Source organism: Pseudomonas mangrovi (assembly GCF_003052585.1).
GTDB classification, from domain to species: domain Bacteria; phylum Pseudomonadota; class Gammaproteobacteria; order Pseudomonadales; family Pseudomonadaceae; genus Aquipseudomonas; species Aquipseudomonas mangrovi.
Genome location: NZ_QASN01000014.1, coordinates 1 through 23,556, shown reverse-complemented (window position 1 = coordinate 23,556; position 23,556 = coordinate 1). Strand labels below are relative to the sequence as shown.

Below are 23,556 nucleotides of genomic sequence, written 5' to 3'. Positions count from 1 at the left end.
TCCCGGTGGGGTGTTCCTGGTCGTGGCTGGCTCAGCCCGACCACGGATGACCGGTCAGTACGCCGAGGCGTTGTCGACCTTGAAGTTGTACAGCTGGCGGGCCGAGCCGTAGCGCCTGAAGCTCGCCGGATCGGCATCGAAACCGGCCTGATCGAGCAGCTCGGCCAGCTCGGCCAGGTGCTCAGGACGCATCTCCTTCTCGATGCAGTCCGAGCCCAGCGACTTCACCGTGCCGCGCACGTAGATGCGGGTTTCGTAGAGCGAATCGCCCAGCGCATCGCCGGCGTCGCCGCAGACCACCAGCCGCCCGGCCTGGCCCATGAAGCAGCTCATGTGGCCGATGTTGCCGCCGACCACGATGTCGACGCCCTTCATCGAGATGCCGCAGCGCGCACCGGCATCGCCCTCGATCACCAGCAGCCCGCCGTGGGCGGTGGCGCCGGCGGCCTGCGAGGCGCTGCCGCGTACCCGCACACTGCCGGACATCATGTTTTCCGCCACGCCGACGCCGACGTTGCCAAGCACGGTGATGTCGGCCTTCTGGTTCATGCCGGCGCAGTAGTAGCCGGCGTGGCCGTCGATGGTGATCGACAGCGCTTCGTTCACCCCCACCGCGAGGTTGTGCTTGCCGCCCGGATGGGTCACCAGCCACTCGCGCGCGGCGAGCGCCTCGGCCGGGGCGTGCAGGGCCTGGTTGAGGTCGCGCGTGGTGGCGACGGACAGGTCTATGGTTTTCATTGCCAGATCTCCGATTGGTTCAGTCGAGCACCCGCCGCTCAGGCAGCGCGGGGGCGTTCCCAGATGTACAGGGTGGCCGGCTCCGGCTCCCAGACCCGCGCCTGCTCGATGCCCGGCAGGCTCGCCAGGGCCTGGTATTCCGAGGCCATGGCGACGTAGTCGTCGGTCTCGGCGAGGATCGCCGGCTTGCAGGCGATCGGGTCGCGGATCACCGCGAAGCCGTCACGGGTGCCGATGGCGAAGGTGAAGAAGCCGTCGAGGTCTTGCAGCGAGTGATCCAGCGCCTGCTTCAGGCTGTCGCCCTCACGCAGGCGCCAGGTCAGGTAGCCGGCGGCGACTTCGGTGTCGTTGTCGGTCTCGAATTCGATGCCGTGGCGGCGCAGTTCCTGGCGCAGGCGGAAGTGGTTGGAGAGCGAGCCGTTGTGCACCAGGCACAGGTCCTGGCCGGTGGAAAACGGGTGGCTGCCCTCCATGGTCACCGCGCTTTCGGTGGCCATGCGGGTGTGGCCGATGATGTGGCTGCCCTTCATCTTCGCCAGCGAAAAGCGCTCGGATATTTCCGCAGGCAGGCCCATGCCCTTGAGGATCTCGATGCTCTGGCCGACGCTCATGACCCGCACCCCCGGCGCCAGCTCGACCAGGGCGGCGCGCACCTCGGCCTCGCCGGCATTGGTCTTGAGCACCGCCGCGCTGGCGTTCTGGAACCACTCCAGCGAGCAGCCCAGGCGCCCTTCCAGCGCGCCCATCAGCGCCTTCCAGTCGAAGTCGCCGGCGCTCTGCAGGGTCAGCTTGATCCAGCCGTCACGCACCTCGTCGCCATAGATGGCGAAGCCGGCGCTGTCCGGGCCGCGGTCGGTCATCGCCAGCAGCATGGGTTCGAACAGCGTGCCGAGCTGGGACTCCAGCGCCGGGTTCTTCAGATACAGACCTACGATTCCACACATACACATCTCCTCACTGCAGTCGGGCAGGCGGCCGCACGCCCGGAGCCCGAGGACGGCCAGGGGCCGCTCGGCTTCGGCTGTTTTCGTTGGCTAAAAGAATTCGGTGTAGCGCTCGATTTCCCAGTCGCTGACGTGGCGGCTGTACTCGACCCACTCCATGCGCTTGAGCTTGATGAACTCGTCGACGATCTCGCTGCCCAGGGTCTCGCGGAACAGCGGGTCGGCTTCCAGCGCATCGCAGGCTTCCTTGAGGCTCTGCGGCAGGGTCTGGATGCCGCGCGCGGCGATCTCCTCCAGGCCCAGCGTGTAGAGGTTCTCGTTGCAGGCAGTGCCGGGGTCGAGCTCGCGGTCGATGCCATCGAGCCCGGCGGCGATGATCGCCGCGCTGACCAGGTAGGGATTGCAACCGGCGTCCGGCAGGCGGAACTCGATGCGGCCGTAGGGAATGCGCAGCATCGCCGAGCGGTTGTTGTCGCCGTAGGCGATGAAGGCCGGCGCCCAGGTCGCCCCGGACAACGAACGGCCGACCACCAGGCGCTTGTAGGAATTCACCGTCGGCGCGGCGAAGGCGCACAGCGCCGGGCCATGGGCGAGCAGGCCGGCGAGGAAGTGATAGGCCATCTTCGACAGGCCCATGCCGCTCGGATCGCTGGCGTCATGGAACAGGTTGCGGTTGCCCTCGCTTGCGATCGACAGGTGGAAGTGCATGCCGTTGCCGGCCCGGCGCGGGTCGGGCTTGGGCATGAACGAGCAGATCATTTCCAGGTCGTTGGCGATCTCGCCGGCAGCCATGCGGAAGAAGGTGAAGCGGTCGGCCGATTCCAGCGCGTCGCTGTAGGTATAGTTGATCTCGAACTGGCCGCAGGCGTCCTCGTGGTCGATCTGGTAGATGTCGAAGCCGACCGGCTGCAGCGACTCGGTAAGCTTTTCCAGAAAGGCGCGCGAGCGCGACAGGCCCTTGTAGTCGTAACAGGGCTTCTCCAGCTTGTCGCTGGCATCCACCGGCCGCAGCCGGCCCTGCTCGTCACGACGGAACAGGCTGAACTCCGGCTCGAGACCGGTGTTCAGGGTCCAGCCACGGTCGCTCAGCCGGCGCACCTGCTGCTGCAGCACGTAACGGGTGTCGTAGGGATGCGGCTTGCCGTTGACGTGGCCGACGCAGACCACCCGCCCGTAACCCGGCTGCCAGGGCACCGGGGTCAGGGTCGAGAGGTCGCCGCGGGCCATGAAATCCGGCCCGTGCGGTTCCATGCCCATGCCCCAGATGGCGAACCCGGCGAAGCCGGCCCCCTCCTCCGCTACCGCTTCGAGACCGCTGACCGGCACGGACTTGGTCTTGGCCGCGCCGTGAATGTCGACAAACTGGGCCAGCACGTATCTGATGCCGTGCTGGTCGATGATGCGCTGGGTTTCGCTAGGCAACATGGCCTGCCTCCTGGTGGTCGCTGCGTATATTCCGCTAAGGAATTTTAATTTCCTGAAATGAAATGCAAGCAGCTTGCCAACCTGACGCGAAACCACCCTCTCCCAGCAAAACCGCGGCTTGCTTCTATCCACACAGGAAAGATGTTTTCATACGTGGAATTTTTCGCGCCCAGCAGCGCGAGCGACGCACATCACTGGTGCGAATTTTTTATTCCTGAACTTGGAAGGTGCACAAGGCCAATGGCAAAGACCGAAGAAGCGCATCCACGTCTCAAGCTGGAGCAATACCTGGGCATGCAGATCCGTCGCCAGCGCCAGGCCCAGGAACTCAAGATCGCCGATGTCGCGCGGATCGCCGGCATCAGCCAGGGCATGCTCAGCAAGATCGAGAACGCCCAGGTCTCCACCAGCCTGGATACCCTCAATCGCCTCTGCGACGTGCTCGGCATGCCGATGTCCAAGCTGTTCAGCCAGTACGACCAGCAGGGCGGCGGCGCGCTGCTGGTCAAGGCCGGTGAAGGCATGGAAGTGGTCCGCCGCGGCACCGACAAGGGCCACACCTATCACCTGCTCAACCACACCCGCGGACCGAAGAAGAGCTTCGAGGCCTACATGGTCAGCATGGACGACGCCAGCGAGGAGTTTCCGACCTTCGCCCACCCCGGCACCGAGTACCTCTATCTGGTCGAGGGCGAGCTGACCTACCGCCACGGCGACCAGCTCTACAGCATGACCCCCGGCGACAGCCTGACCTTCGACGGCGAAGTGCCGCATGGCCCGGAGAAGCTGATCAAGGTGCCGATCCGCCTGCTGTCGATCATGAACTACGGCAAGGATTGAGCGGCTGCCTGCCCGCTCTCGGAACGCCCCATCGTAGGGTGGATGACGCCTTGTTCATCCACCAAAACCCGGCAACGGTGGATGGCTTCGACCATCCACCCTACGCAAGACCCGACACCTCGCCCAACAGCGTCCGTAGGGTGGATGACGCCTTGTTCATCCACCGAAACCCGGCAATGGTGGATGGCTTCGACCATCCACCCTACGCAAGACCCGACACCCCACCCAACCGCGTCCGGAGGGTGGATGACGCTTTCTTCATCCACCGAAATCCGGCAACGGTGGATGGCGTCGACCATCCACCCTACGCAAGACCCGACACCTCGCCCTCTGCGTCCGTAGGGTGGATGACGCCTTGTTCATCCACCAAAACCCGACCGCCGATCCGGCGCCGGCCTGGCCAGCGCCGCCGCCTCCAGCTGCATCGCCTGCGCCAGGGCCTGACGCCGTGTCTCGCTCATCCGCGGCCGCGCCAGGGCGCAGCTGAAGGCGCCGAGCAGCTCGCCCGCGGCATCCACTATCGGTACCGCCAGGCCGGTGTACCCCGGCAGCCTGCGGTCGGGCAGACCGCTGGCAAAACCCAGGCGCCGCACGCTGGCCAGGCTAGCCGCGATCATCTCGCTATCCAGCCCGTAGTCCAGCCGCAGCACCGCCTGGTTGTGACGCAGGATGCGCGTCGCCTCGGCACGGCTCATCTGCGCCAGCAGCACCTGGGAGGCCTGGCCCACGCCCATGGGAATGCGTCCGCCCACCGTGCCGCTGTAGCTCTGCACCGGCTGCTCGCCGGCCAGCATGTCCAGGCACAGCACCTGGGAACCGTCTGCCACCAGTAGAAAGAAGCTGTCGCCAAAGCGCTGCGCCAGCCGCAGCAACGCCGGCCGGGCACGTTCGCGCAGCCCGCTGGCGTTGCCGGCATGCACGCCCAGGGCGAACAGCTCGTAGCCCAGCTGGTAACGGCCGCGCGTCGGCGCCGGGCGCACGCAGCCCTGGCGACGCAGCGCCTGCAGCAGACGATAGAGGGTCGGCCGTGAACAGTCGCAGGCCTGTGCCAGCTCCGCCGGGCTGGCCCCACGGGCACCGGCGGCGGCCAGCAGGCGCAGCAACTGGAAGGCGCGTTCGAGGCTGCGGGTCCCCTTCTGTTCGGGCATTTTTCTCACCTGGCGATAACTGCAGGCCTGCGCCGATGCAATTCGCGCGCCTCGTCGCGGCGCCGCGCTAGGGTCCGCTGCGTCTTGTCCACCTCCCGCCGGAGAGCCGCCATGTACCCGCAGATCGAACGTCTGGAATGCAGCAGCACCCTACCCGCACAGACCGAGGTAGCGGTCATCGGCGGCGGCATCGTCGGCGTCTGCTGCGCCTGGTGGCTGGCCGAGCGCGGCATACCGGTGGTGCTGCTGGAAAAGGGCGAACTGGCCGCCGAGCAGTCCTCGCGCAACTGGGGCTGGGTGCGCAGCATGGGCCGTGACCTGCGCGAGATTCCGCTGGCCTTGGCGAGTCTGGATATCTGGACGCGCTGGCAGGCCGAGCTGGGTGAAGACCTCGGCTTTCGCCGCAGCGGCATTCTCTATGCGTGCGAGAACCCGCAGCAGGTGCAACAGCAGGCCGACTGGCTGGCCGCCGCCAGCGCCCAGGGCGTGCGTGCGCAGCTGCTGGAGCGCAGCGAGCTGGCGCGCCTGCTGCCCGATGGCGCACGGGCCGGCTGGTCTGGCGCGCTGCATACGCCCCTCGACGGCCGCGCCGAACCGCAACTGGCGACCCTGGCGATCGCCCGCTGCGCCAGGCGCCTGGGCGCACAGCTGCTGACCGGCTGCGCGGTGCGCGGCCTCGATGTGCAGGCCGGGCGGGTGGCCGGGGTGGTCACCGAGCAGGGCCTGCTGCGCTGCAACCAGGTGGTGCTGGCGGGCGGTGCCTGGTCGTCGTTGTTCCTGCGCAACCTCGGCATTCGTCTGCCGCAGCTCAAGGTGATCGCCTCGGTACTGCGCACCGAGCCGCTGCCGGGCGCACCAGAGCTTGCCGTCGGCGCCCGTCGCTATGCCTTTCGCAAACGCCTGGATGGCGGTTACAGCATCGCCCAGCGCAGCGCCAACCTGGCGCCGATCACCCCGGACAGCCTGCGCTACCTGCGCGACTTCCTCCCCGCGCTGGGCAGCCAGTATCGCGAGTTGCGCCTGCGCCTGGGCCGGCGCTTTCTCGACGAGCTGCTCACCCCCAACCACTGGGCGCTGGATACGCAGAGCCCGTTCGAGCGTTGCCGGGTACTCGATCCGCAGCCCTCGCCGACCATCCTCGCCGAGGCGCGCAGCGCGCTGATCGAGGCCTTTCCGGCATTCGCCGCGATGCGTGTGGCGCAGACCTGGGCCGGCGTGATGGATGTGACCCCGGATGCGATCCCGGTGATCGGCGCGGTCGAGCAGCTCCCCGGCCTGTTCCTCTCCACCGGCTATTCGGGACACGGCTTCGGCATCGCGCCGGGCGCCGGCAGGCTCATGCGCGACCTGCTGCTCGGCGATACGCCGCTGGTGGATCCAGCACCCTTCCGCTTCGCTCGGCTCTAGGGCTTGTTCACGCGCTGCCGCGCAAGAACCTCAACGCAGGCTCGTAGGGTGGATGACGCCTTGATCATCCACCGAAACCCGCTGTGGTGGATGGCTTCGACCATCCACCCTACGAAGAGCCGCCCGCTTGGTACGACTGCAGTTCGTAGGGTGGATGACGCTTTCCTCATCCACCGAAACCCTACGGCCGGCCGGCGCGTTTCCTGCAGGAGCGCTGCCCAGGGCTTGATCCGCCAGCGGCAGGCGCCTTCTTCGCCGGCAAAACAAATATTCACTTCAAGAAAATATATTTCCTATTGGGTATGGACGCGCCTGACGGCTTCGCTTATAAGAATCCCCACAAGAAATATATATTCCTAACGGTCAATTTTATTCGCGGATGAATTTCTCTTTTGCCGACGAGAAAACCGCCCAGCCGAATCCGAGGCAGCCATGCAGCACGCACCCAACCAGTTCATCATCAAGATCAGTTGCCCGGCGACCTCGGGCATAGTCGCGGCGGTCACCACCTTCCTCGCCGAACAGCAGTGCTACATCAGCGAGATGGCGCAGTTCGACGACGAGTTCAGCGGGCGCTTCTTCATGCGCGCGGTGTTCCGCTTCAACGCCGGGGTGACCGGTGACATCGCCTGCGTGGAGAAGGACTTCGCCGGCATTGCCGAGCGCTTCGAGATGGACTGGGAGCTGCACAGCACCGCCACCCCGATGCGCGTGCTGCTGATGGTCAGCAAGTACGACCACTGCCTGTCCGACCTGCTCTACCGCTTCCAGAAGGGCGAGCTGCACATGCAGATCACCGCCGTGGTCTCCAACCACCTGGACCTGCGGCCGATGGCCGAGCGCGAAGGCATCCGCTTCATCTACCTGCCGGTCACCAAGGACACCAAGGCCCAGCAGGAAGCCGAGCTGATGCGCATCGTCGAGGAGACCGGCACCGAGCTGGTGGTGCTGGCGCGCTACATGCAGATCCTCTCCGACGATCTGTGCAAGAAGCTCGCAGGCAAGGCGATCAACATCCATCACTCCTTCCTGCCCGGCTTCAAGGGCGCCAAGCCCTATCACCAGGCCTACGAACGCGGCGTCAAGCTGATCGGCGCGACTGCCCACTACGTCACCGGCGACCTCGACGAAGGCCCGATCATCGAGCAGGAAATCCAGCGCGTCGACCACAGCTACCTGCCGGACGATCTGGTCGCCATCGGCCGCGATACCGAAACCGTCGCCCTGTCCAAGGCGGTCCGCTACCACACCGAGCACCGGGTGTTCCTCAACCACGACAAGACGGTGATCTTCCGGTGAAACCAGCGCCCCTATCCGGCACCGCGGCACTGCCGCCGCGGACCGCCCCCGAGCACGACGCGCCGCCCGCGCACCAGGAGCCCGCATGCCCTTCAACCTGCTGAAATACGGCCTGTCATCCGAGTACCCGGTGGAGGTCGACCTGCCGCCGCCGTGCGAGCTGGAACCCCGCTACGACGTGGTCATCATCGGTGGCGGCGGCCATGGCCTGGCGACCGCCTACTACCTGGCCAAGTACCACGGCGTGACCAACGTGGCGGTACTGGAGAAGTCCTACCTGGGCAGCGGCAACACCGCGCGCAACACCGCGGTGATCCGTTCCAACTACCTGACCAGCGAAGGCGTGCGCTTCTATGCCGAGTCGGTGAAGCTGTTCCAGAACCTCTCCAACGAATTCGACTTCAACATCATGTACTCCGAGCGCGGCCAGCTGACCCTGGCGCACACGGATGCCACGGTGCGCGCGTTTCGCCAGCGCGCCGAGGTGAACAAGCACTTCGGCGGCCGTACCGAGATGATCGACCGCCAGCAGATCCGCGAACTGGTGCCGACCTTGAACCTCGACCCCGGCCACCTGCCGGTGCTCGCCGGGCTCTGGCACATGGACGGCGCCACCGCCCGCCACGACGCCGTCGCCTGGGGCTACGCCAAGCAGGCGGCCAAGCTCGGCGTGCAGATCCACCCACTCACCGAGGTCCAGGACCTGGTCATCGAGCACGGCCGCATCACCGCGGTGAAGACCAACCGCGGCACCGTGCAGTGCGGCTGCGCGGTGCAGGCCATCGCCGGCTACAGCTCGCTGCTGATGGCCAAGGCCGGCATCCGCGCACCGATCCACAGCTACCCGCTGCAGGCGATGGTGACCCAGCCGTTCAAGCCGTTCCTCGATCCGCTGGTGAGCTCCAGCGCGCTGCACTGCTACGTGCAGCAGACCGGTCGCGGCGAGGTGGTGATCGGCGGCGGCTCCGATCCCTACCCGCTGTACAACACCCGCTCGACCCTGGAGCTCAAGGAAGGCCTGCTGGCCCACGCCATCGAGATGTTCCCGTTCCTGGCCAACGCCCGGCTGATGCGCCAGTGGGCCGGGATCACCGACATGACCCCGGACTACAGCCCGATCATGGGTCTGTCGCCGGTGGAGAACTACTACCTGGACGCCGGCTGGGGCACCTGGGGCTTCAAGGCCACGCCGATCTGCGGCAAGACCATGGCCGAGCTGGTCGCCAGCGGCGGCAAGACGCCGGCGTTGATCAAGCCCTTCGCCCTGGACCGCTTCTCGACCTTCCAGCAGGTCAACGAGATGGGCGCCACCGCCGCCAGCCACTGAGGAAAGCACCATGAAGATCATGCCCTGCCCCCTCAACGGGCCACGCAACATCAGCGAATTCACCTACGGCGGCGAACTCAAGCAGATGCCCGACCCGGCCAGCTGCAGCGATGCCGAATGGGCCGACTACGTGTTCAACAGCGACAACCGCGCCGGGGTGGTCACCGAATGGTGGATGCACACCGCCTCCAGCTACTGGTTCCTCGCCGAACGCCACACCGTCAGCGACCAGATCATCCGCACCTTCGATCCGAAGGAGCTGTTCAACCGCCGGATCGAATTCAGCGCACCGGCCACGGAGACACCCGCATGACTTCGCCCAGTCGCCTGCCCGCCCCCATGGGCCTGCTGATCGACCGCGATCGGCCGCTGCACTTCGAATTCGACGGCACCCGCTACCAGGGCTTTGCCGGCGACAGCATCGCCAGCGCCCTGCTCGGCAACGGCCGCTGGCTGCTCTCGCGCTCATTCAAGTACCACCGTCCGCGCGGCCCGCTGAGCATGGCCGGACAGGACGCCAACAGCCTGGTGCAACTGCCCAGCGAGCCCAACGTGCTGGCCGACATGCATCCGCTGCAAGCGGACCTTGCGGTGACCGGGCAGAATTTCTCCGGCTCGCTCACCAAGGACCGTGACGCCTTCCTCGGCCACTTCTCGCGCTTCATGCCGGTGGGTTTCTACTACCGCTCCTTCTACAAGCCCAAGGGCATGTGGAAGGTCTGGGAGCCGCTGATTCGCAAGAAGGCCGGGCTCGGCGTGCTGGACCTGGATTTTCGCCCCGAGTACCACGACAAGGCCTTCCTGTTCACCGATGTGGCCGTGGTCGGTGCCGGCCCCGCCGGTCTGCAGGCGGCCCTGAGCGCCGCCGAGGGCGGTGCCCGGGTACTGCTGATCGAACAGCAGCCGATCCTCGGCGGCGCACTGAACTGGGCGCGCTTTGCCATCGACGACGAACCGGCCCATCGCCTCGGCCAGGAGCTGTGCGCTGCGGTGGAGAGCCATCCGAACATCCGCATCCTGCGTGAGGCCACCTGCAACGCCTGGTTCAGCGACCACTTCCTGCCGGTGATCCAGGGCAACCGGCTGTACAAGGTGCGCGCCCGCGAATGCATAGTCGCGGCCGGCGCCTTCGACCAGCCGGTGGTGTTCCGCAACAACGACCTGCCCGGCATCATGCTGACCAGCGCCGCGCAGCGCCTGATGAAGCTCTATGCGGTGAAACCGGGCCAGCGTGCCCTGCTGCTCACCGGCAACGACGACGGCTACCTGGCCGCGCTCGATCTGCACGAACAGGGCGTAGAGGTCGCCGCGCTGGTCGACATGCGCGCCCAGCCCAACGACGGCAGCCTGCTCACCGCGCTGCGCAGCCGCGGCATCGCCTGCCACCTGTCCAGCACCGTCTACGAGGCGTTGCACGGCAAGGGCATGCGCCATGTCAGCGGCGCCGAGGTGCGACGCATCCAGGCTCAGGGCCAGGTGGCGGACAGTGGCCTGCGCATCGACTGCGACCTGCTGTGCATGTCGGCCGGCTACATGCCGGTCTACCAGTTGCTCTGCCAGGCCGGCGCCACCCTCAGCTACCGCGACGAGGAAGCCGCCTTCACCCTGCGCGGGCTGCCGGCGGGGCTCGAGGTCGCAGGCTCGGTGAATGGTCGTCATCTGCTCGACAACGTGCTGCGGGACGGTCGCCGCGCCGCCGCTGCAGCGCTCTCCCGGCTGGATCTGGCGCAGGCCGGGAACAGCGAAGCCAAGGACTTCCTCGCCGAGCCGCGAGTGAACTTCGACTGGCCGATCTTCGCCCATCCCAAGGGCAAGGAATTCGTCGACTTCGACGAGGACCTGCAGGTGCGCGACATCATCAACGCCACCCGCCATGGCTACCGCGACGTACAGCTGGTCAAGCGCTTCTCCACCGTCGGCATGGGCCCCTCGCAGGGCCGCCACTCGGCACTGCCGACGGCGCGCCTGGTGGCCCAGGCCACCGGTCGCAGCGTCAGCGAAACCGGTGTCACCACCGCGCGGCCGCCGTTCGTGGCGGAGAAGCTGGCGCACATCGCCGGCCGCGGCTTCGACCCGGCGCGGCAGACGCCGATGCACCAGCGCCACCTGGAAGCCGGGGCGAAGATGATGCCGGCTGGCATCTGGCAGCGCCCGGCCTTCTACGGCCCGACCGAGCAGCGTGATGCCTGCATGCAGGCCGAGGCCCGGCATGTGCGCGAGAAGGTCGGGCTGATCGACGTCTCGACCCTCGGCGGCCTCGACGTGCGCGGTCCGGACGCCGCCGAACTGCTCAACCGCCTCTACACCTTCGCCTTCCTCAAGCAGCCGGTCGGGCGTTCGCGCTATGCGCTGATGACCGGCGAGGACGGCGTGGTCATCGACGACGGCGTCTGCGCGCGCTTCGCCGACAACCACTTCTATGTCACCGCCACCACCAGCGGCGTCGACCGCATCTACCAGCAGATGCTCAAGTGGAATGCGCAGTGGCGCCTGGACGTCGACATCACCAACGTCACCGCCGCCCTGGCCGCGGTCAACCTGGCCGGGCCGGACGCGCGCAAGGTACTGGAAAGACTCTGCAGCGACGTCGATCTGTCGCCCGCCGGCTTCCCCTATCTGGGCGTACGCCTGGCCACGGTCGCCGGGATTCCCGCGCGGCTGCTGCGGGTCGGTTTCGTCGGCGAGCTGGGCTATGAGATCCACGTGCCGGCGCGCTTTGGCGAGGCACTGTGGGATGCGCTGATGGAGGCCGGCAAGGCCTTCGACATCCGCCCCTTCGGCGTCGAGACCCAGCGCCTGCTGCGCCTGGAAAAGGGCCACCTGATCATCAGCCAGGACACCGACGGCATGACCCATCCGGCGGAGATCGACATGGGCTGGGCGATTGCCCGCAACAAGCCGTTCTTCGTCGGCAAGCGCTCGGTGCAGATCCTCGAAGCGCAGCCGCTCAAGCGCAAGCTGGTCGGCTTCAGCCTGGCGGCCGAGGCGCGCAAACCACTCGAAGGCCATCTGGTGCTCAAGGGCGACGACATCAGCGGCAACGTCACCTCCTGCGAGTACTCGCAGACCCTCGGCCGGATCATCGGCCTGGCCTATTGCGCCGCCGACCAGGCGACCCCGGGCGGGCAGATTCCGATCCGCGTCGAGGGTGGCGAGGTGGTGCTGGCCGAGGTGGTTCGCCTGCCGTTCTTCGATCCCGACAACACCCGCCAGGAGCTGTGATGATGACCAGCCTGCAAGCCAGCCAATGCCTCGAACGCAGCCCGCTGTACCGCCGCCATGCCGGCGCCACCCTCGGCCGCCTGGGCGACAGCCTGGTGGTCAGCCGTTACGGCGCGGACGATGAACATGCGCAGCTGCAACGCTGCGCGCTGATCGACCTGTGCAACCTGCCACGGGTGGGCTTTCGCGGCGCCGCCGCGGCCGACTACCTGCGCGAGCGCGGCTACCAGTTGCCCGATGCACCCAACCGCGCACTGACCCAGAGCGACGGTAGCCAGGTGGCGCGGCTGTCGCAGAACGAATACCTGCTGCTCGGCAGCCTGCGCGACGGCGGTGCGCGCATCGCCGCCGAGGAGCGCAACTGGCAGTTCGGCGCCAGCGCCAACTACCTGCTGCCACGCCAGGACAGCCATGCCTGGCTGCGGCTGACCGGCGAACATGCCTGCGCGGTGATGGCCAAGCTCTGCGGCGTCGACCTGCGCCCGGCGGCGTTCGGCACGGGCGCGGTGGCACAGACCTCGGCGGCGCGGATCAACGTCATCGTCATCAACCTTGGCGACGAGGCACTGCCCTGCCTGCAGATCCTCTGCGACCGCGCCTCGGCCAACTACCTGTGGGACGCCCTGCTCGATGCCATGGCCGAATTCGACGGCCGCCCGGCCGGCATCGACGCCCTGCTGCAGAGGTAGGGTGGATGTCGCTCTCCACAGCCACCAAAACCAGAGCCGGTGGATCAACACAGCGCGATCCACCCTACGCAGCCGAACGCAGCACACAGCTCGAAGCCCTGCAGCGGACACCCGTAGGGTGGATGTCGCTCTTCACATCCACCAAAACCAGAGCCGGTGGATCAACACAGCGCGATCCACCCTACGCAGCCGAACGCAGCGCACAGATCGAAGCCCTGCAGCGGACACCCGTAGGGTGGATGTCGCTCTTCACATCCACCAAAACCAGAGCCGGTGGATCAACACAGCGCGATCCACCCTACGCAGCCGAACGCAGCGCGCAGATCGAAGCCCTGCGGCGAACACCCGTAGGGTGGATGTCGCTTTTTACATCCACCAAAAAACCGCGGATCAAGCACCCCCGATCCGCCCACCGCAATGCAAACCCTAACCCGGGAGACAACATGCGCAGCGACGACGAAACCACCGAGCGCGAGACCGACTACCGGGTGCCGTCCCTGCAGCGCGGCCTGGCCATCCTGCAGATGTTCAACGCGGCCCGCCGCAACCTGAGCATGGCGGAGATGGCCGAGCGCCTGGGGGTCAGCGTTTCGGCGATCTATCGCATCGTCCACACGCTGTGCGAGATGGGTTACCTGCGCAAGCTCGGCAAGAACAACTACGAACTCGGTCCGCAGGTGGTCAGCGACGGCTTCGGTTACCTCACCAGCCGCGACCTGGTCGACGTCGCCCTGCCGCACCTCAACGCCCTGCGCGACCGCACCTCGTTGTCCTGCCACCTGAGCATCCGCGAGCAGACCGACAGCCTCTACCTTTACCGCGCCTTCGCCGCCCAGCGCCTGTCGGTGAACATCCCGATCGGCACGCGCATCCCCTGCCACTGCACCGCCATGGGCCGCATGCTGCTCAGCGGCCTGAACGACAGCCAGCTGGACAACCTCTACCAGCACGTGCGCCTGGACGACTACCCGCCGCCGGCGCCGCGAACCCTGCCCGAACTGCGCGCCATGCTCGACCAGGATCGCGAACGCGGCTGGGTGCTGCACCGTTCGGACTACTCCACCGCCATCGCCTGTGCAGTGCATGACCATCGCGGTGCGGTGACGGCGGCGATCAACCTCTCCGGCCCCGACGCGGTGATGGACGACGAGACCGCCCGCAGCCACTATCGCCAGGCATTGCAGCAATGCGCCCGCGCCATCTCGCGGGAGCTGGGTGGGGGCTAGGCGCCCCCGCCGCTAGGTGGGGCCGCCTAGGTGGGGCCGGCGAGGTGCTGGCGAGCCGCCCCGCTAGCGATTACGACAGCCCGGGCGCCCATGACTTCACCCGGGCGTAGGGCGCAATAAGCGCAGCGCATTGCGCCGGTTTTCTGCGCTGCCATGATGGAGCGGCGCAACGCATGACCGCAGTGCTGCTCACAAGGAACACGCCAATGCAGATCCGCATCGCCAACGCTGCCGATATACCCGCCCTTTGCGCGCTGCTCGCCCAGCTGTTCGCCCAGGAGCACGAGTTCGTCGCCGACCCGCAGAAGCAGGCTCGCGGGCTGGCGGCGATCATCGCGCAGCCGGCCTGCGGGCAGATCCTCGTCGCCGAGCAGGATGGCCGCGTGCTCGGCATGGTCAGCCTGCTCTACAGCCAGTCCACCGCGCTTGGCGCACCGGTTGCCTGGTTAGAGGACATGGTGGTCGACGCCCGCTGCCGCACCGGCGGTATCGGCAGCTCCCTGCTCACGGCGGCCCGCGACCTGGCCGCCAGCCACGGCTGTCGACGCATCACCCTGCTTACCGACGCCGACAACCAGGCCGCGCAACGCTTCTACGCACGCCAGGGTTTCAGCGCCTCGAGCATGCTGCCGATGCGCCTGTTGCTCGACTGAACCTGCCGCAGCCCGCGACTGGACCATGCTCATTGCGCTGCAACCAAGGCGCGAGGTACGGCTGTAAGCACGGCGCCGCAACATGTATCCTCCGCCGCCGTCTGCGACCAGCGGTCGCGGCCCCCCATCGCCGTTACTCAGCTTCAATTAAGAATCGCGGTTCAGCATCAGCACACCCGGCCCCCACGCCGTACCACAGACTCATTTCAAGGACCTCCATCATGAGCTGGAAAAATTCCGAAAATCGCTATGGCAGCCTGTCCATCGCCCTGCACTGGCTGATGCTGATTCTGATCGCCGGCGTCTACGCCTGCATCGAACTCAAGGGCAACTTCCCCAAGGGCAGCGAACCGCGCGAGTTGCTCAAGCAATGGCACTTCATGCTCGGCCTGGGCGTGTTCGCGCTGGTCTGGCTGCGCCTGCTGGCGCGCCTGATCGCACCGACGCCGCGCATCGTTCCGGCCATCCCGCTGTGGCAGGCACTGCCGGCGAAGCTGATGCACCTGGCGCTGTACGCCCTGATGATCGGCGCCCCCCTGGCCGGCTGGCTGATCCTCAGCGCCGCTGACAAGCCGATTCCGTTCTTCGGGCTGCAACTGCCCGCGCTGATCGGCCCCAACCCCGAGCTGGCCGGGCAGATCAAGGAGCTGCACGAGCTGGCAGGGGTCGCTGGCTACTGGCTGATCGGTCTGCACGCTGCCGCCGGCCTGCTGCATCACTTCATCCGCCGCGACAACACCCTGACCCGCATGCTGCCCGGTCGCTGACCGGCACCAGCTGCACGCTGCTACGCCCTGCACCAACGCCACCGAGACGAGTCGCCAGCCAGTACCAGCAGCGCCCGTCTCGGTGCCGCGCAGATTGCCGCGGGATGCATGCGCAGGATCTCGATCGCCGCCGGGCATCTGGCGCAGCCGAGCCAGCCCAGCCCTGCCAGGCACTGGCGGCGCGGCGGACGCCCGGCATCCTTGCACCTGGCGCCCCCAGTGGTCACCCGAGCCGCAGGAGCCGGCTCGATCTGAGCGACGGACACCCGCGCGCAACGCTGGTCAAGCGCCGCCAGCACCGCTAGAATCGCGCACTTTTTGATCAGAGGCGCCCGCGAGTCGCCCACCGAGGAATGCCTGCATGTCCACCGCCGCCCCGAAAGTCGGATTCGTCTCCCTCGGTTGCCCGAAGGCCACCGTCGACTCCGAGCGCATCCTCACCCAGCTGCGCATGGAGGGCTACCAGATCGTCCCGACCTACGAGGACGCCGACGTGGTGGTGGTCAACACCTGCGGCTTCATCGACAGCGCCAAGGCCGAGTCGCTGGAAGTGATCGGCGAAGCCCTTGCCGAGAACGGCAAGGTCATCGTCACCGGCTGCATGGGCGTCAACGAAGGCAGCATCCGCGACGTGCACCCCAGCGTGCTGGCCGTCACCGGCCCGCAGCAGTACGAGCAGGTGGTCAACGCCGTGCACGAGGTGGTGCCGCCGAGCACCGAGCACGACCCCTTCGTCGACCTGGTGCCGCCGCAGGGCATCAAGCTCACCCCACGCCACTACGCCTACCTGAAGATTTCCGAAGGCTGCAACCACAGCTGCAGCTTCTGCATCATCCCCTCGATGCGCGGTAAGCTGGTCAGCCGGCCGGTGGGCGATGTGCTCTCCGAGGCCCAGCGCCTGGTCAAGGCCGGGGTCAAGGAGATCCTGGTGATCAGCCAGGACACCAGCGCCTACGGCGTCGACCTCAAGTACAAGACCGACTTCTGGGATGGCCAGCCGGTCAAGACACGGATGAAAGAGCTGTGCGAGGCGTTGTCGTCGATGGACGTCTGGGTGCGCCTGCATTACGTCTACCCCTACCCCAACGTCGACGACGTGATCCCGCTGATGGCCGCGGGCAAGCTGCTGCCGTACCTGGACATTCCCTTCCAGCACGCCAGCCCGAAAGTGCTCAAGGCGATGAAGCGCCCGGCCTTCGAGGACAAGACCCTGGCGCGGATCAAGCAGTGGCGCGAGATCTGCCCGGAACTGACCATCCGTTCGACCTTCATCGTCGGCTTCCCCGGCGAAACCGAAGAAGACTTCCAGTACCTGCTCGACTGGCTGAGCGAAGCCCAGCTCGACCGCGTCGGCTGCTTCCAGTACAGCCCGGTGGAAGGCGCCCCGGCCAACGAGCTGGCCGATCCGGTCCCGGACGAGATCAAGCAGGAACGCTGGGAGCGCTTCATGGCCCACCAGCAGGCCATCTCCACCGCGCGCCTGGCGCGCAAGATCGGCAGCGAGATCGAAGTGCTGGTCGATGAGGTCGACGACGAAGGCGCCGTCGCCCGCTCCGCCGCCGACGCCCCGGAGATCGACGGCAACGTGTTCATCGCCGACACCAACCTGCAGCCGGGCGACAAGATCCGCGTCCGCGTCATCGACGCCGACGAGTACGACCTCTGGGCCGAACGCATCTGACCGACAGGAGCGCCCTACTCTCGTCGGGCGCCATAAGCGAAAGCGCATTGCGCCATGCCTGGCACATCTTCCGCTGCCCTTGTGCGGGCACTGATGGTGACGCTGCGGCGGGTTACGCCCTGCGGCCTAACCCGCCCTACAGCTTGCCGAACGCCCCCCACTTCGTAGGGCGCAATAAGCGCAGCGCATTGCGCCGCTCCCGCACCCTCCAACTGTCGAGCAAGATGCCACCGCACGCCTAAATCCGGTCAAGCGGACTCAGCACCCCCAGACCACCGCGATTGAGCACATGGGTGTAGATCATCGTGGTCTTCACATCCGCATGCCCGAGCAGCTCCTGCACCGTGCGGATGTCCTGGCCACTTTCCAACAGATGAGTGGCGAAGCAGTGCCGCAGCGTATGCGGGGTCACCGGCTTGATCAGCCCCGCCTGGCGCACCGCAAGCTTGAAGGCGCGCTGCACTTTCTTCTCGTCCAGGTGATGCCGGCGGCGCACAGCAGAGCGCGGATCGACCGACAGCCGCGCCGCCGGAAACACATACTGCCAGCCCCACTCCGCCGCCGCCCTGGGATACTTGCGCGCCAGCGCGAACGGCAGATAGACCTCACCAAAGCCAGCCGACAAGTCACTGCGATGCAGCGCGGCGACCTGCTCCAGATGCAACTGCAGCGGCGCCACCACCGCCTGCGGCAGCAGCGTGACGCGATCCTTCATGCCCTTGCCGTCGCGCACCAGAATCTCCCGCCGGGCGAAATCCACATCCTTCACCCGCAGCCGCACGGCCTCCATCAGGCGCAACCCGGCGCCATACAGCAGCCCGGCCACCAGCGCCACCTCGCCCTCCAGCAACGCCAGCAGCCGCTGTGTCTCCTCCCGCGTCAGCACCACCGGCAGACGTTCAGGCCGCTTGGCCCGTACCACATCGTCGAGCCAGGGCAGCTCGATGTGCAGAACATGCTTGTAGAGAAACAGCAGCGCCGACAGCGCCTGGTTCTGCGTGGAAGCAGACACCTGCCGGCGCACAGCCAGATGAGATAGAAACTGCTCAACCTCCGCCGCCCCCATCTCCGCGGGGTGTCGCAAACCGTGAAACCGAACATAGTCCCGCACCCACTTCACATAGACGTCTTCGGTGCGAATCGAATAATGTCGAACGCGAATCTGCTCGCGCAGCTGATCGAGCAGCCTAGGCTTGCCATCCATGGCGTATAACTCCCTGATCCCGCGCCGACCCTGGCGCACGCCTCAGCGTAGACAGCGAGAGCCGGAAGTGACAAGGAACGTTACCCACCAAATGGTGCGTTTAAACACACCATTTGGTGTCTACTAATAGTTAAAAGACTATGGAGGCTCCGTGAACAATAACGACGACAAATATGGAGTATTGCTATTTCCTCAGGCCATAGAAGAGCTTGGGAAAGCAATTGAAAGCTATCTGCACGATGGCAGCGTGGGTAAATATATTTACTGCAAACAGCTAACTCACCTTCCAGGCTTTGTCGCGCTGACAATAACTCCAGAACAGGTCAATAATCGTATTGGTTCAGAAATGACCATCCACATACCAAGTCACTTCGTCAAATTCATTGCTTACGGCAAAAACCTTGACCACCAAAAGATTGGTTTCATACAGTAGTCTTTTAACAATTGGTTCAAGTCGCTCGCTTCGCTCACTCGGGACCGGCTAAAGCCGGCCCCTTAACCAAACGTTAGAGGGTAAAATCGTGGCTCGGAGCAAAGTCCATGAGTAAAAAAGACGTGGCTGTAGGTTCGATTGTTTCTATACCGTTCGACAGTGTCTTTGCTGTAGCAAAAATTTTGTTCGTGTCTGATTACTTCAAGCAGGTTGCGCTTTTTAAGCTTTACAAGTACAAGCTCAGAGAAACCTCTGAATACGTGAATGTGTTGGGGAGTGATGATTATCAGCTGCTATACACAGGCACAATGCCAGTTAAAAAAGGTAGGTGGGCAAGGCTAGGAGTTGAGACGCTGTCAAGCTCGGAAGCTGCCGCGAGTAAAAGAATAGTGGGCGGTGAGGTGTGGTTCGGCGATGAATGTCAAGGTCCGGCAACCGACGAAGAAATGAAAACGCTTACTAAGATGAAGGTATTCAATGTGCATTTTATCGAAGAAAAAGTTAATGATTTCCCCAGTTTTAACAAAAGCCTCTAACGCCGCCAACACGCGCGGCTTTGTAGTGAAGGCGAAGCCGCAACGGAAAAGCCGTCGCCGTGCTTGGCATTGTTAGCGGATTTTTCGACGTTCCCACTCTTTATGAGCATTAAGTTCATTTCCAAATCCAGCTGCAATCAAAAGATCTCTCCAGTCCTTTTTGGCGAGATCAATAGCTGAGTCCAGACTCATACTGTTTTCTGTTGCGAGCCTTAACACAGCGTACCTTACGCGCTCCATTTGCACGGGCGTCCACCCCTCGCATGAAAGCGCCTCTGTGCCACATTCGTTTTCGAGCACATGACAGATCTCCACAGCCTCTCTGGATTGATATAAGGCATGCACTAGCGATGTAGTATCTTGGCTCAGGTCGCTCATTTCTAATTACCGCTAAACAAATGTTATAAGGAAAGTGAACAACGTGAAAAATTTTAGGCTTGAATTAAAGAGCGGACTTATCATTTGTTCAGAGTTATCGGAAACAGAGGTTGCCGAACTTCCCGATACAGACAAAAGAGATATGAATAATGGGTATATTTGGTATTCATTACCACCTGTTGAAATTAGTGGGCAGAGAATAATTTTTAGCCTCTGTTTCTTTTGCTCAAAACTGCAAAGTGTCAATGTGGCAATAGTTAACCCTGAATTATACGGCAGCAACTGGAACGACTTCAGCGAAGAAAAAGAAAAATTACGCGCAAAAGATACTGAGAAATGGCTTATGAATATTGGTTACAAAACCGGAAAATATTCATGGGGTGAAATCTGGGCGGGTTTTGACTCAAAAGGTGGTTTTGGTCATGCAGTTGTGCGCTATAGCTTATAACAAGGCAATTAAACGGATGGTTTTTAAGTTGCATTTTTGCCATTCCGCTTCGCTCCATTTTATGGCAAAAGTGCAACTTAAAAACCACCGTTTATCGCGGCGTTAGGCTAAAATGATCACCAGATACCCTGTGTTAGAAAAATTAAGTACTCTTGCTGGAATATATAAGTCTGATGACGGTGTATTTGAGCTTGAGCTCAGAAGAAATGGATATGACTATTTGCTCCTCACTAAAGGTGGGCCTAGTCGAAGTCAATTGTACGGTGTAATTGGTGTCGCAGGTAAAAATCTAGAATTGCACGCAAGCATGGGACTTCCAAATATAATTACATTCAGTTGGCCGCATGCTCTAGAAGAAACAAGTACGATTCTGGAAATATGCTTTCAAGAAGTCGACAATAATTTATCTATTAATTTTCGTTTTGAGGGGAAAAAGCTTACTTTTTCATTGGCTTTAGGCGGCGTGAATAAGTCAAATTATGTACTTCGCAAAGCCTAACAAATTGCTCCATTTGACGCAGCGGCCTACGCTCCTTTTTGTGCATTCGCTTCGCTCATTGTTGCACAAAAATCCACTACAACCACTGCGCAAATGAGCAAGGCGTTAGAGGCAGACCAAAATGTACTCCTACGTCGAAACAGGATTTGCGGAGCCGACGGAAGTCATCTTGTCCGCTGCGTTTTATCTCTTTGTCCTTTGCCTACCGATCGCGATTACGTACATCGCAACTGGGCTGAAAGGGTCGCTACTCAAACAAGTCAACGTAACAATTGTTAGCTTAATTATTGTTGTGGCAGGTTGCTTTATTTTCTACGACCCCTCCCTTAGCTTCACGGCCTTAGCTTTGGCAGCTATCAATCTGGGGGTTTCTGTGCATCAATTTATTAATCGCCGCGCCATAGAGAAGGCCCTCTAACAATGCGCTGCACTACTCTCACTTCGTTCGCTGGACAGTCAAACGCTGCGCATTTGCCTGCCAGTGAGCTTAATCGTTAGGCGCTAAAAGATGCAGTCCTTGATCATGACCATTGAAGAGTCTTTTCAGATATCTGGTCGCGGCTTAGTTATAGTTCCCGCACCTCTTGTGGACAGACTCCAAGGGCCGGGCACTCTCAAGGTTTTCCTCCTCCGCCCTGATGGATCAACGATCGAAGCGGAAATGCTAGTAACCCATCAGTTCCTTACGCCAGCTCCACGAGAGCCACGCTGGGGCTGCATACTTCCGTCGCTACAAAAGCATGAGGTGCCGAACGGCACGGAGGTATGGTGTGTTAGCGCCTAACAAATGGTTCAAGTCGTTCGCTTCGCTCACTCGGGACCGGCTAAAGCCGGCCCCTTAACCAAACGTTATACGCAGGCGAAAAATGAAAGAGAAGTTTAAGAGGCCTGCCCTCTTCATAAAAAGTAGAACCGATGCACTCAGGATCTTTGGCGCTGTATTTTTTGTGCTTACGCTCATTGCAGCTATGTTTTGGCTGTCGGGTAAAGATGCCGAGCCTATTGCATTCACTTTGAGCTTAATCTCGTCTATCTTTTTCGGCCTACCCTATGCTGCCGAAGCCCTGTATCCGAACAGAAAAGCTGTTCGTGACATGTCACATGACGAAATCATTAATTTCATGGTAACGACAAATCCAAGCTCTGATTGGAGCGGCGTCTCAAAGAACTGGTCATCGGAGCGGTTTCTCAAAGAAGACCCTCGTTTGCGAATGCTTATGCGGTATGACGAAGACGGTATCCAGACTGATAATTTTGTAGATCCATGGGCGAACAAATGGCTGCATCCGAAAGCTACAGGTTACTGGTGCGACATTTACTACGACCGAAATTTAATCGAAAGAGTTATTCTGGTAAGCGTAGATGATGGAGCTTGCTATCTACCAACACCAGTTTTCGAATCAAATATAGTGAAAGAGCTAAACTATTTTTGCGCTTCGAGTTTTGACAACTTGAATAATCTTGATCGTTATTTTTCGGAGGCAGGCTTCATTCGTGAAAGCGTATAACAAGTCGCTCAAATCGTTCGCTCCGCTCACTGGGACGGGCTAAAGCCCGCCCCTTAGCTTATCGTTAGGCACCATGTACTACAGATCAATGAGAACCTCGCCTCTGCGGATTAAAAAGCAGTCGCAAGCCACTAGAACAGAAGCCATCCTTCGAGAAAAATGGCGAAGTATGCCATTGCAAGAGATGAAAGCTTATCTAGGGAGGCTACTTATTGCTGAGTATCATTGCCATCCAAGGCATGGGCGTAAAAAAGAATTCACAAATAAATTCTCTCAGCGGTGCCGTTGGCGCCGCCTAGTAGTGACCAACCATCTGAGTGGCTTGGGTATAAAAATAAGCGAGCTAGCGACAGCCCATGCGCTACCAAGAGGGAAAAATTGGCCTGGCGTAGTATTTCTGATCGAACGTAAAGGCGTCGAGTTGGCAACAAAGCAAAATCCAACGCCTATCTACAATCCATAGACCGCAGAGCGTGCAAACCCAAAGCCTAACAAATGGTTCAAACCGTTCGCTTCGCTCACTGGGACGGGCTAAAGCCCGCCCCTTAACCAAACGTTAGGCGGCTTGATCACCATGCCCGATATCTTCGACAACCTGCAATTCCTCAAATCATCGGATCTTCGAATCGAGGAGTTATCCCTATGCGGCGTTCCATACGGATGCGATGCGAAAAGCTTTCCAATCGACAAAGTCTGCGAAGTTTCACTCGCGCCTATCGTGAAGAGTTCATCCTGGTCGAGGGAGTTAGGTGCTAGCTATCAGGACGCTAGCGGACGAGATTTGCCGCTTCCAGATGTGATCGCGAACGCCACTGAACACAGCGGCGTTCTGCACTTTCCTGAGAAGGTCAGCTTTGGGTTCGAGAATGGGCGCGTCCGTAGTTTCGCCCTCTATGGGACATCACTTAGCCTATTCGGCTACATCAAAAGCTACGCACAGTTTCTCCAAGAGTTCGGTGCATCCGATGCATCGGCACCCAAGGAGGCATTCGGAGACCTGATGGGCTATGAACACTACTACAAGAAGTGCCAGAAGTTCGTGGAGTGGGACGAGATGGGAAAGAAGATCGTAGTCATCAACTTTGGGGTAGTTCGCCGCGATCTAGGCGCTGCCTAACAAGTGGTTCAAATCGTTCGCTTCGCTCACTGGGACGGGCTAAAGCCCGCCCCTTAACCAAACGTTA

The 23,556-nt window shown here is 62.5% G+C and carries 24 protein-coding genes; 18 read left to right on the top strand and 6 right to left on the bottom strand.

The features are described from left to right. Nucleotides 1-54 precede the first annotated feature (54 nt). The 3 genes from DBO85_RS07525 to glnT all read right to left on the bottom strand — a co-directional run bounded on the left by DBO85_RS07525 (nucleotide 55) and on the right by glnT (nucleotide 3,107). Nucleotides 55-738 (bottom strand): GltB/FmdC/FwdC-like GXGXG domain-containing protein, encoded by a 684-nt coding sequence (locus DBO85_RS07525; RefSeq protein ID WP_108106650.1) that lies wholly within the window; start codon nucleotides 736-738, stop codon nucleotides 55-57. 38 nt (nucleotides 739-776) lie between these two features. Further along, nucleotides 777-1,682: a class II glutamine amidotransferase gene (locus tag DBO85_RS07520; protein WP_108106649.1), complete on the bottom strand. Its 906-nt coding sequence runs from the start codon at nucleotides 1,680-1,682 to the stop codon at nucleotides 777-779. Nucleotides 1,683-1,772: 90 nt separating this feature from the next. Next, a complete protein-coding gene (gene glnT / locus DBO85_RS07515; protein WP_108106648.1) occupies nucleotides 1,773-3,107 on the bottom strand; it encodes a type III glutamate--ammonia ligase in 1,335 nt (444 codons plus the stop codon). Nucleotides 3,108-3,347: 240 nt separating this feature from the next. On the opposite strand from glnT, the gene DBO85_RS07510 reads away from it, so the two are divergent. Further along, a complete protein-coding gene (locus tag DBO85_RS07510; RefSeq protein ID WP_108106647.1) occupies nucleotides 3,348-3,947 on the top strand; it encodes a helix-turn-helix domain-containing protein in 600 nt (199 codons plus the stop codon). A 359-nt stretch (nucleotides 3,948-4,306) separates the two neighbouring features. Here DBO85_RS07510 and DBO85_RS07505 read toward each other — a convergent pair whose 3' ends face one another. Then, nucleotides 4,307-5,095 carry an IclR family transcriptional regulator gene (locus tag DBO85_RS07505; RefSeq protein WP_108106646.1) on the bottom strand — a complete coding sequence of 263 codons (789 nt, stop codon included), beginning with the start codon at nucleotides 5,093-5,095 and terminating at the stop codon, nucleotides 4,307-4,309. Between the two features lie 111 nt (nucleotides 5,096-5,206). Here DBO85_RS07505 and DBO85_RS07500 point away from each other — a divergent pair, with 111 nt between their 5' ends. From DBO85_RS07500 to rimO, 10 genes are all read left to right on the top strand, one after another. Then, nucleotides 5,207-6,502 (top strand): NAD(P)/FAD-dependent oxidoreductase, encoded by a 1,296-nt coding sequence (locus tag DBO85_RS07500; protein WP_108106645.1) that lies wholly within the window; start codon nucleotides 5,207-5,209, stop codon nucleotides 6,500-6,502. Nucleotides 6,503-6,934: 432 nt separating this feature from the next. Next, nucleotides 6,935-7,801 carry a formyltetrahydrofolate deformylase gene (gene purU, locus DBO85_RS07495; protein ID WP_108106644.1) on the top strand — a complete coding sequence of 289 codons (867 nt, stop codon included), beginning with the start codon at nucleotides 6,935-6,937 and terminating at the stop codon, nucleotides 7,799-7,801. 85 nt (nucleotides 7,802-7,886) lie between these two features. Beyond that, entirely contained in the window at nucleotides 7,887-9,128 is a 1,242-nt protein-coding gene (locus tag DBO85_RS07490; RefSeq protein WP_108106643.1) for an FAD-dependent oxidoreductase, read from the top strand. 10 nt (nucleotides 9,129-9,138) lie between these two features. Continuing rightward, a complete protein-coding gene (locus DBO85_RS07485; RefSeq protein ID WP_108106642.1) occupies nucleotides 9,139-9,441 on the top strand; it encodes a sarcosine oxidase subunit delta in 303 nt (100 codons plus the stop codon). Then, complete coding sequence (locus DBO85_RS07480; protein WP_108106641.1) at nucleotides 9,438-12,350, top strand: 2Fe-2S iron-sulfur cluster-binding protein; 2,913 nt, start codon at nucleotides 9,438-9,440, stop codon at nucleotides 12,348-12,350. The genes DBO85_RS07485 and DBO85_RS07480 overlap by 4 nt, the downstream gene beginning before the upstream one ends. 2 nt (nucleotides 12,351-12,352) lie before the next feature. Beyond that, complete coding sequence (locus DBO85_RS07475) at nucleotides 12,353-13,039, top strand: sarcosine oxidase subunit gamma (protein WP_108106810.1); 687 nt, start codon at nucleotides 12,353-12,355, stop codon at nucleotides 13,037-13,039. A gap of 443 nt (nucleotides 13,040-13,482) precedes the next feature. Further along, nucleotides 13,483-14,265: an IclR family transcriptional regulator gene (locus DBO85_RS07470; RefSeq protein ID WP_108106640.1), complete on the top strand. Its 783-nt coding sequence runs from the start codon at nucleotides 13,483-13,485 to the stop codon at nucleotides 14,263-14,265. A gap of 173 nt (nucleotides 14,266-14,438) precedes the next feature. Further along, entirely contained in the window at nucleotides 14,439-14,918 is a 480-nt protein-coding gene (locus DBO85_RS07465) for a GNAT family N-acetyltransferase (protein WP_407681452.1), read from the top strand. A gap of 221 nt (nucleotides 14,919-15,139) precedes the next feature. Continuing rightward, nucleotides 15,140-15,685 carry a cytochrome b gene (locus DBO85_RS07460; RefSeq protein ID WP_108106638.1) on the top strand — a complete coding sequence of 182 codons (546 nt, stop codon included), beginning with the start codon at nucleotides 15,140-15,142 and terminating at the stop codon, nucleotides 15,683-15,685. 361 nt (nucleotides 15,686-16,046) lie between these two features. Beyond that, nucleotides 16,047-17,366 carry a 30S ribosomal protein S12 methylthiotransferase RimO gene (gene rimO, locus DBO85_RS07455; protein ID WP_108106637.1) on the top strand — a complete coding sequence of 440 codons (1,320 nt, stop codon included), beginning with the start codon at nucleotides 16,047-16,049 and terminating at the stop codon, nucleotides 17,364-17,366. A 238-nt stretch (nucleotides 17,367-17,604) separates the two neighbouring features. Here rimO and DBO85_RS07450 read toward each other — a convergent pair whose 3' ends face one another. Further along, the gene (locus DBO85_RS07450) at nucleotides 17,605-18,570 is read right to left on the bottom strand and encodes an integron integrase (protein ID WP_108106636.1); all 966 of its coding nucleotides are present in this window, start codon (nucleotides 18,568-18,570) and stop codon (nucleotides 17,605-17,607) included. A 151-nt stretch (nucleotides 18,571-18,721) separates the two neighbouring features. Between DBO85_RS07450 and DBO85_RS19085 the strand changes: the two genes are divergently transcribed. Both DBO85_RS19085 and DBO85_RS19080 read left to right on the top strand, forming a co-directional pair. Continuing rightward, nucleotides 18,722-19,003, top strand: coding sequence for a hypothetical protein (locus DBO85_RS19085; RefSeq protein ID WP_146168184.1), 282 nt, complete (start codon nucleotides 18,722-18,724; stop codon nucleotides 19,001-19,003). A 107-nt stretch (nucleotides 19,004-19,110) separates the two neighbouring features. Next, nucleotides 19,111-19,539, top strand: coding sequence for a hypothetical protein (locus DBO85_RS19080; protein ID WP_146168183.1), 429 nt, complete (start codon nucleotides 19,111-19,113; stop codon nucleotides 19,537-19,539). Between the two features lie 72 nt (nucleotides 19,540-19,611). Here DBO85_RS19080 and DBO85_RS19200 read toward each other — a convergent pair whose 3' ends face one another. After that, nucleotides 19,612-19,917 (bottom strand): hypothetical protein, encoded by a 306-nt coding sequence (locus tag DBO85_RS19200; RefSeq protein WP_158268884.1) that lies wholly within the window; start codon nucleotides 19,915-19,917, stop codon nucleotides 19,612-19,614. A gap of 43 nt (nucleotides 19,918-19,960) precedes the next feature. On the opposite strand from DBO85_RS19200, the gene DBO85_RS19075 reads away from it, so the two are divergent. The 5 genes from DBO85_RS19075 (at nucleotide 19,961) to DBO85_RS07435 (ending at nucleotide 23,489) form a co-directional block, all read left to right on the top strand. Beyond that, the gene (locus DBO85_RS19075; RefSeq protein ID WP_146168182.1) at nucleotides 19,961-20,365 is read left to right on the top strand and encodes a hypothetical protein; all 405 of its coding nucleotides are present in this window, start codon (nucleotides 19,961-19,963) and stop codon (nucleotides 20,363-20,365) included. Nucleotides 20,366-20,477: 112 nt separating this feature from the next. Beyond that, nucleotides 20,478-20,864 carry a hypothetical protein gene (locus DBO85_RS19070; RefSeq protein ID WP_146168181.1) on the top strand — a complete coding sequence of 129 codons (387 nt, stop codon included), beginning with the start codon at nucleotides 20,478-20,480 and terminating at the stop codon, nucleotides 20,862-20,864. Nucleotides 20,865-20,985: 121 nt separating this feature from the next. Beyond that, nucleotides 20,986-21,282, top strand: a complete 297-nt coding sequence (locus DBO85_RS07440) for a hypothetical protein (protein ID WP_108106635.1) — start codon at nucleotides 20,986-20,988, stop codon at nucleotides 21,280-21,282. 448 nt (nucleotides 21,283-21,730) lie between these two features. Continuing rightward, nucleotides 21,731-22,372, top strand: a complete 642-nt coding sequence (locus DBO85_RS19065; RefSeq protein ID WP_146168180.1) for a hypothetical protein — start codon at nucleotides 21,731-21,733, stop codon at nucleotides 22,370-22,372. Between the two features lie 574 nt (nucleotides 22,373-22,946). Next, a complete protein-coding gene (locus DBO85_RS07435; RefSeq protein WP_108104041.1) occupies nucleotides 22,947-23,489 on the top strand; it encodes a hypothetical protein in 543 nt (180 codons plus the stop codon). Nucleotides 23,490-23,556: the final 67 nt, after the last annotated feature.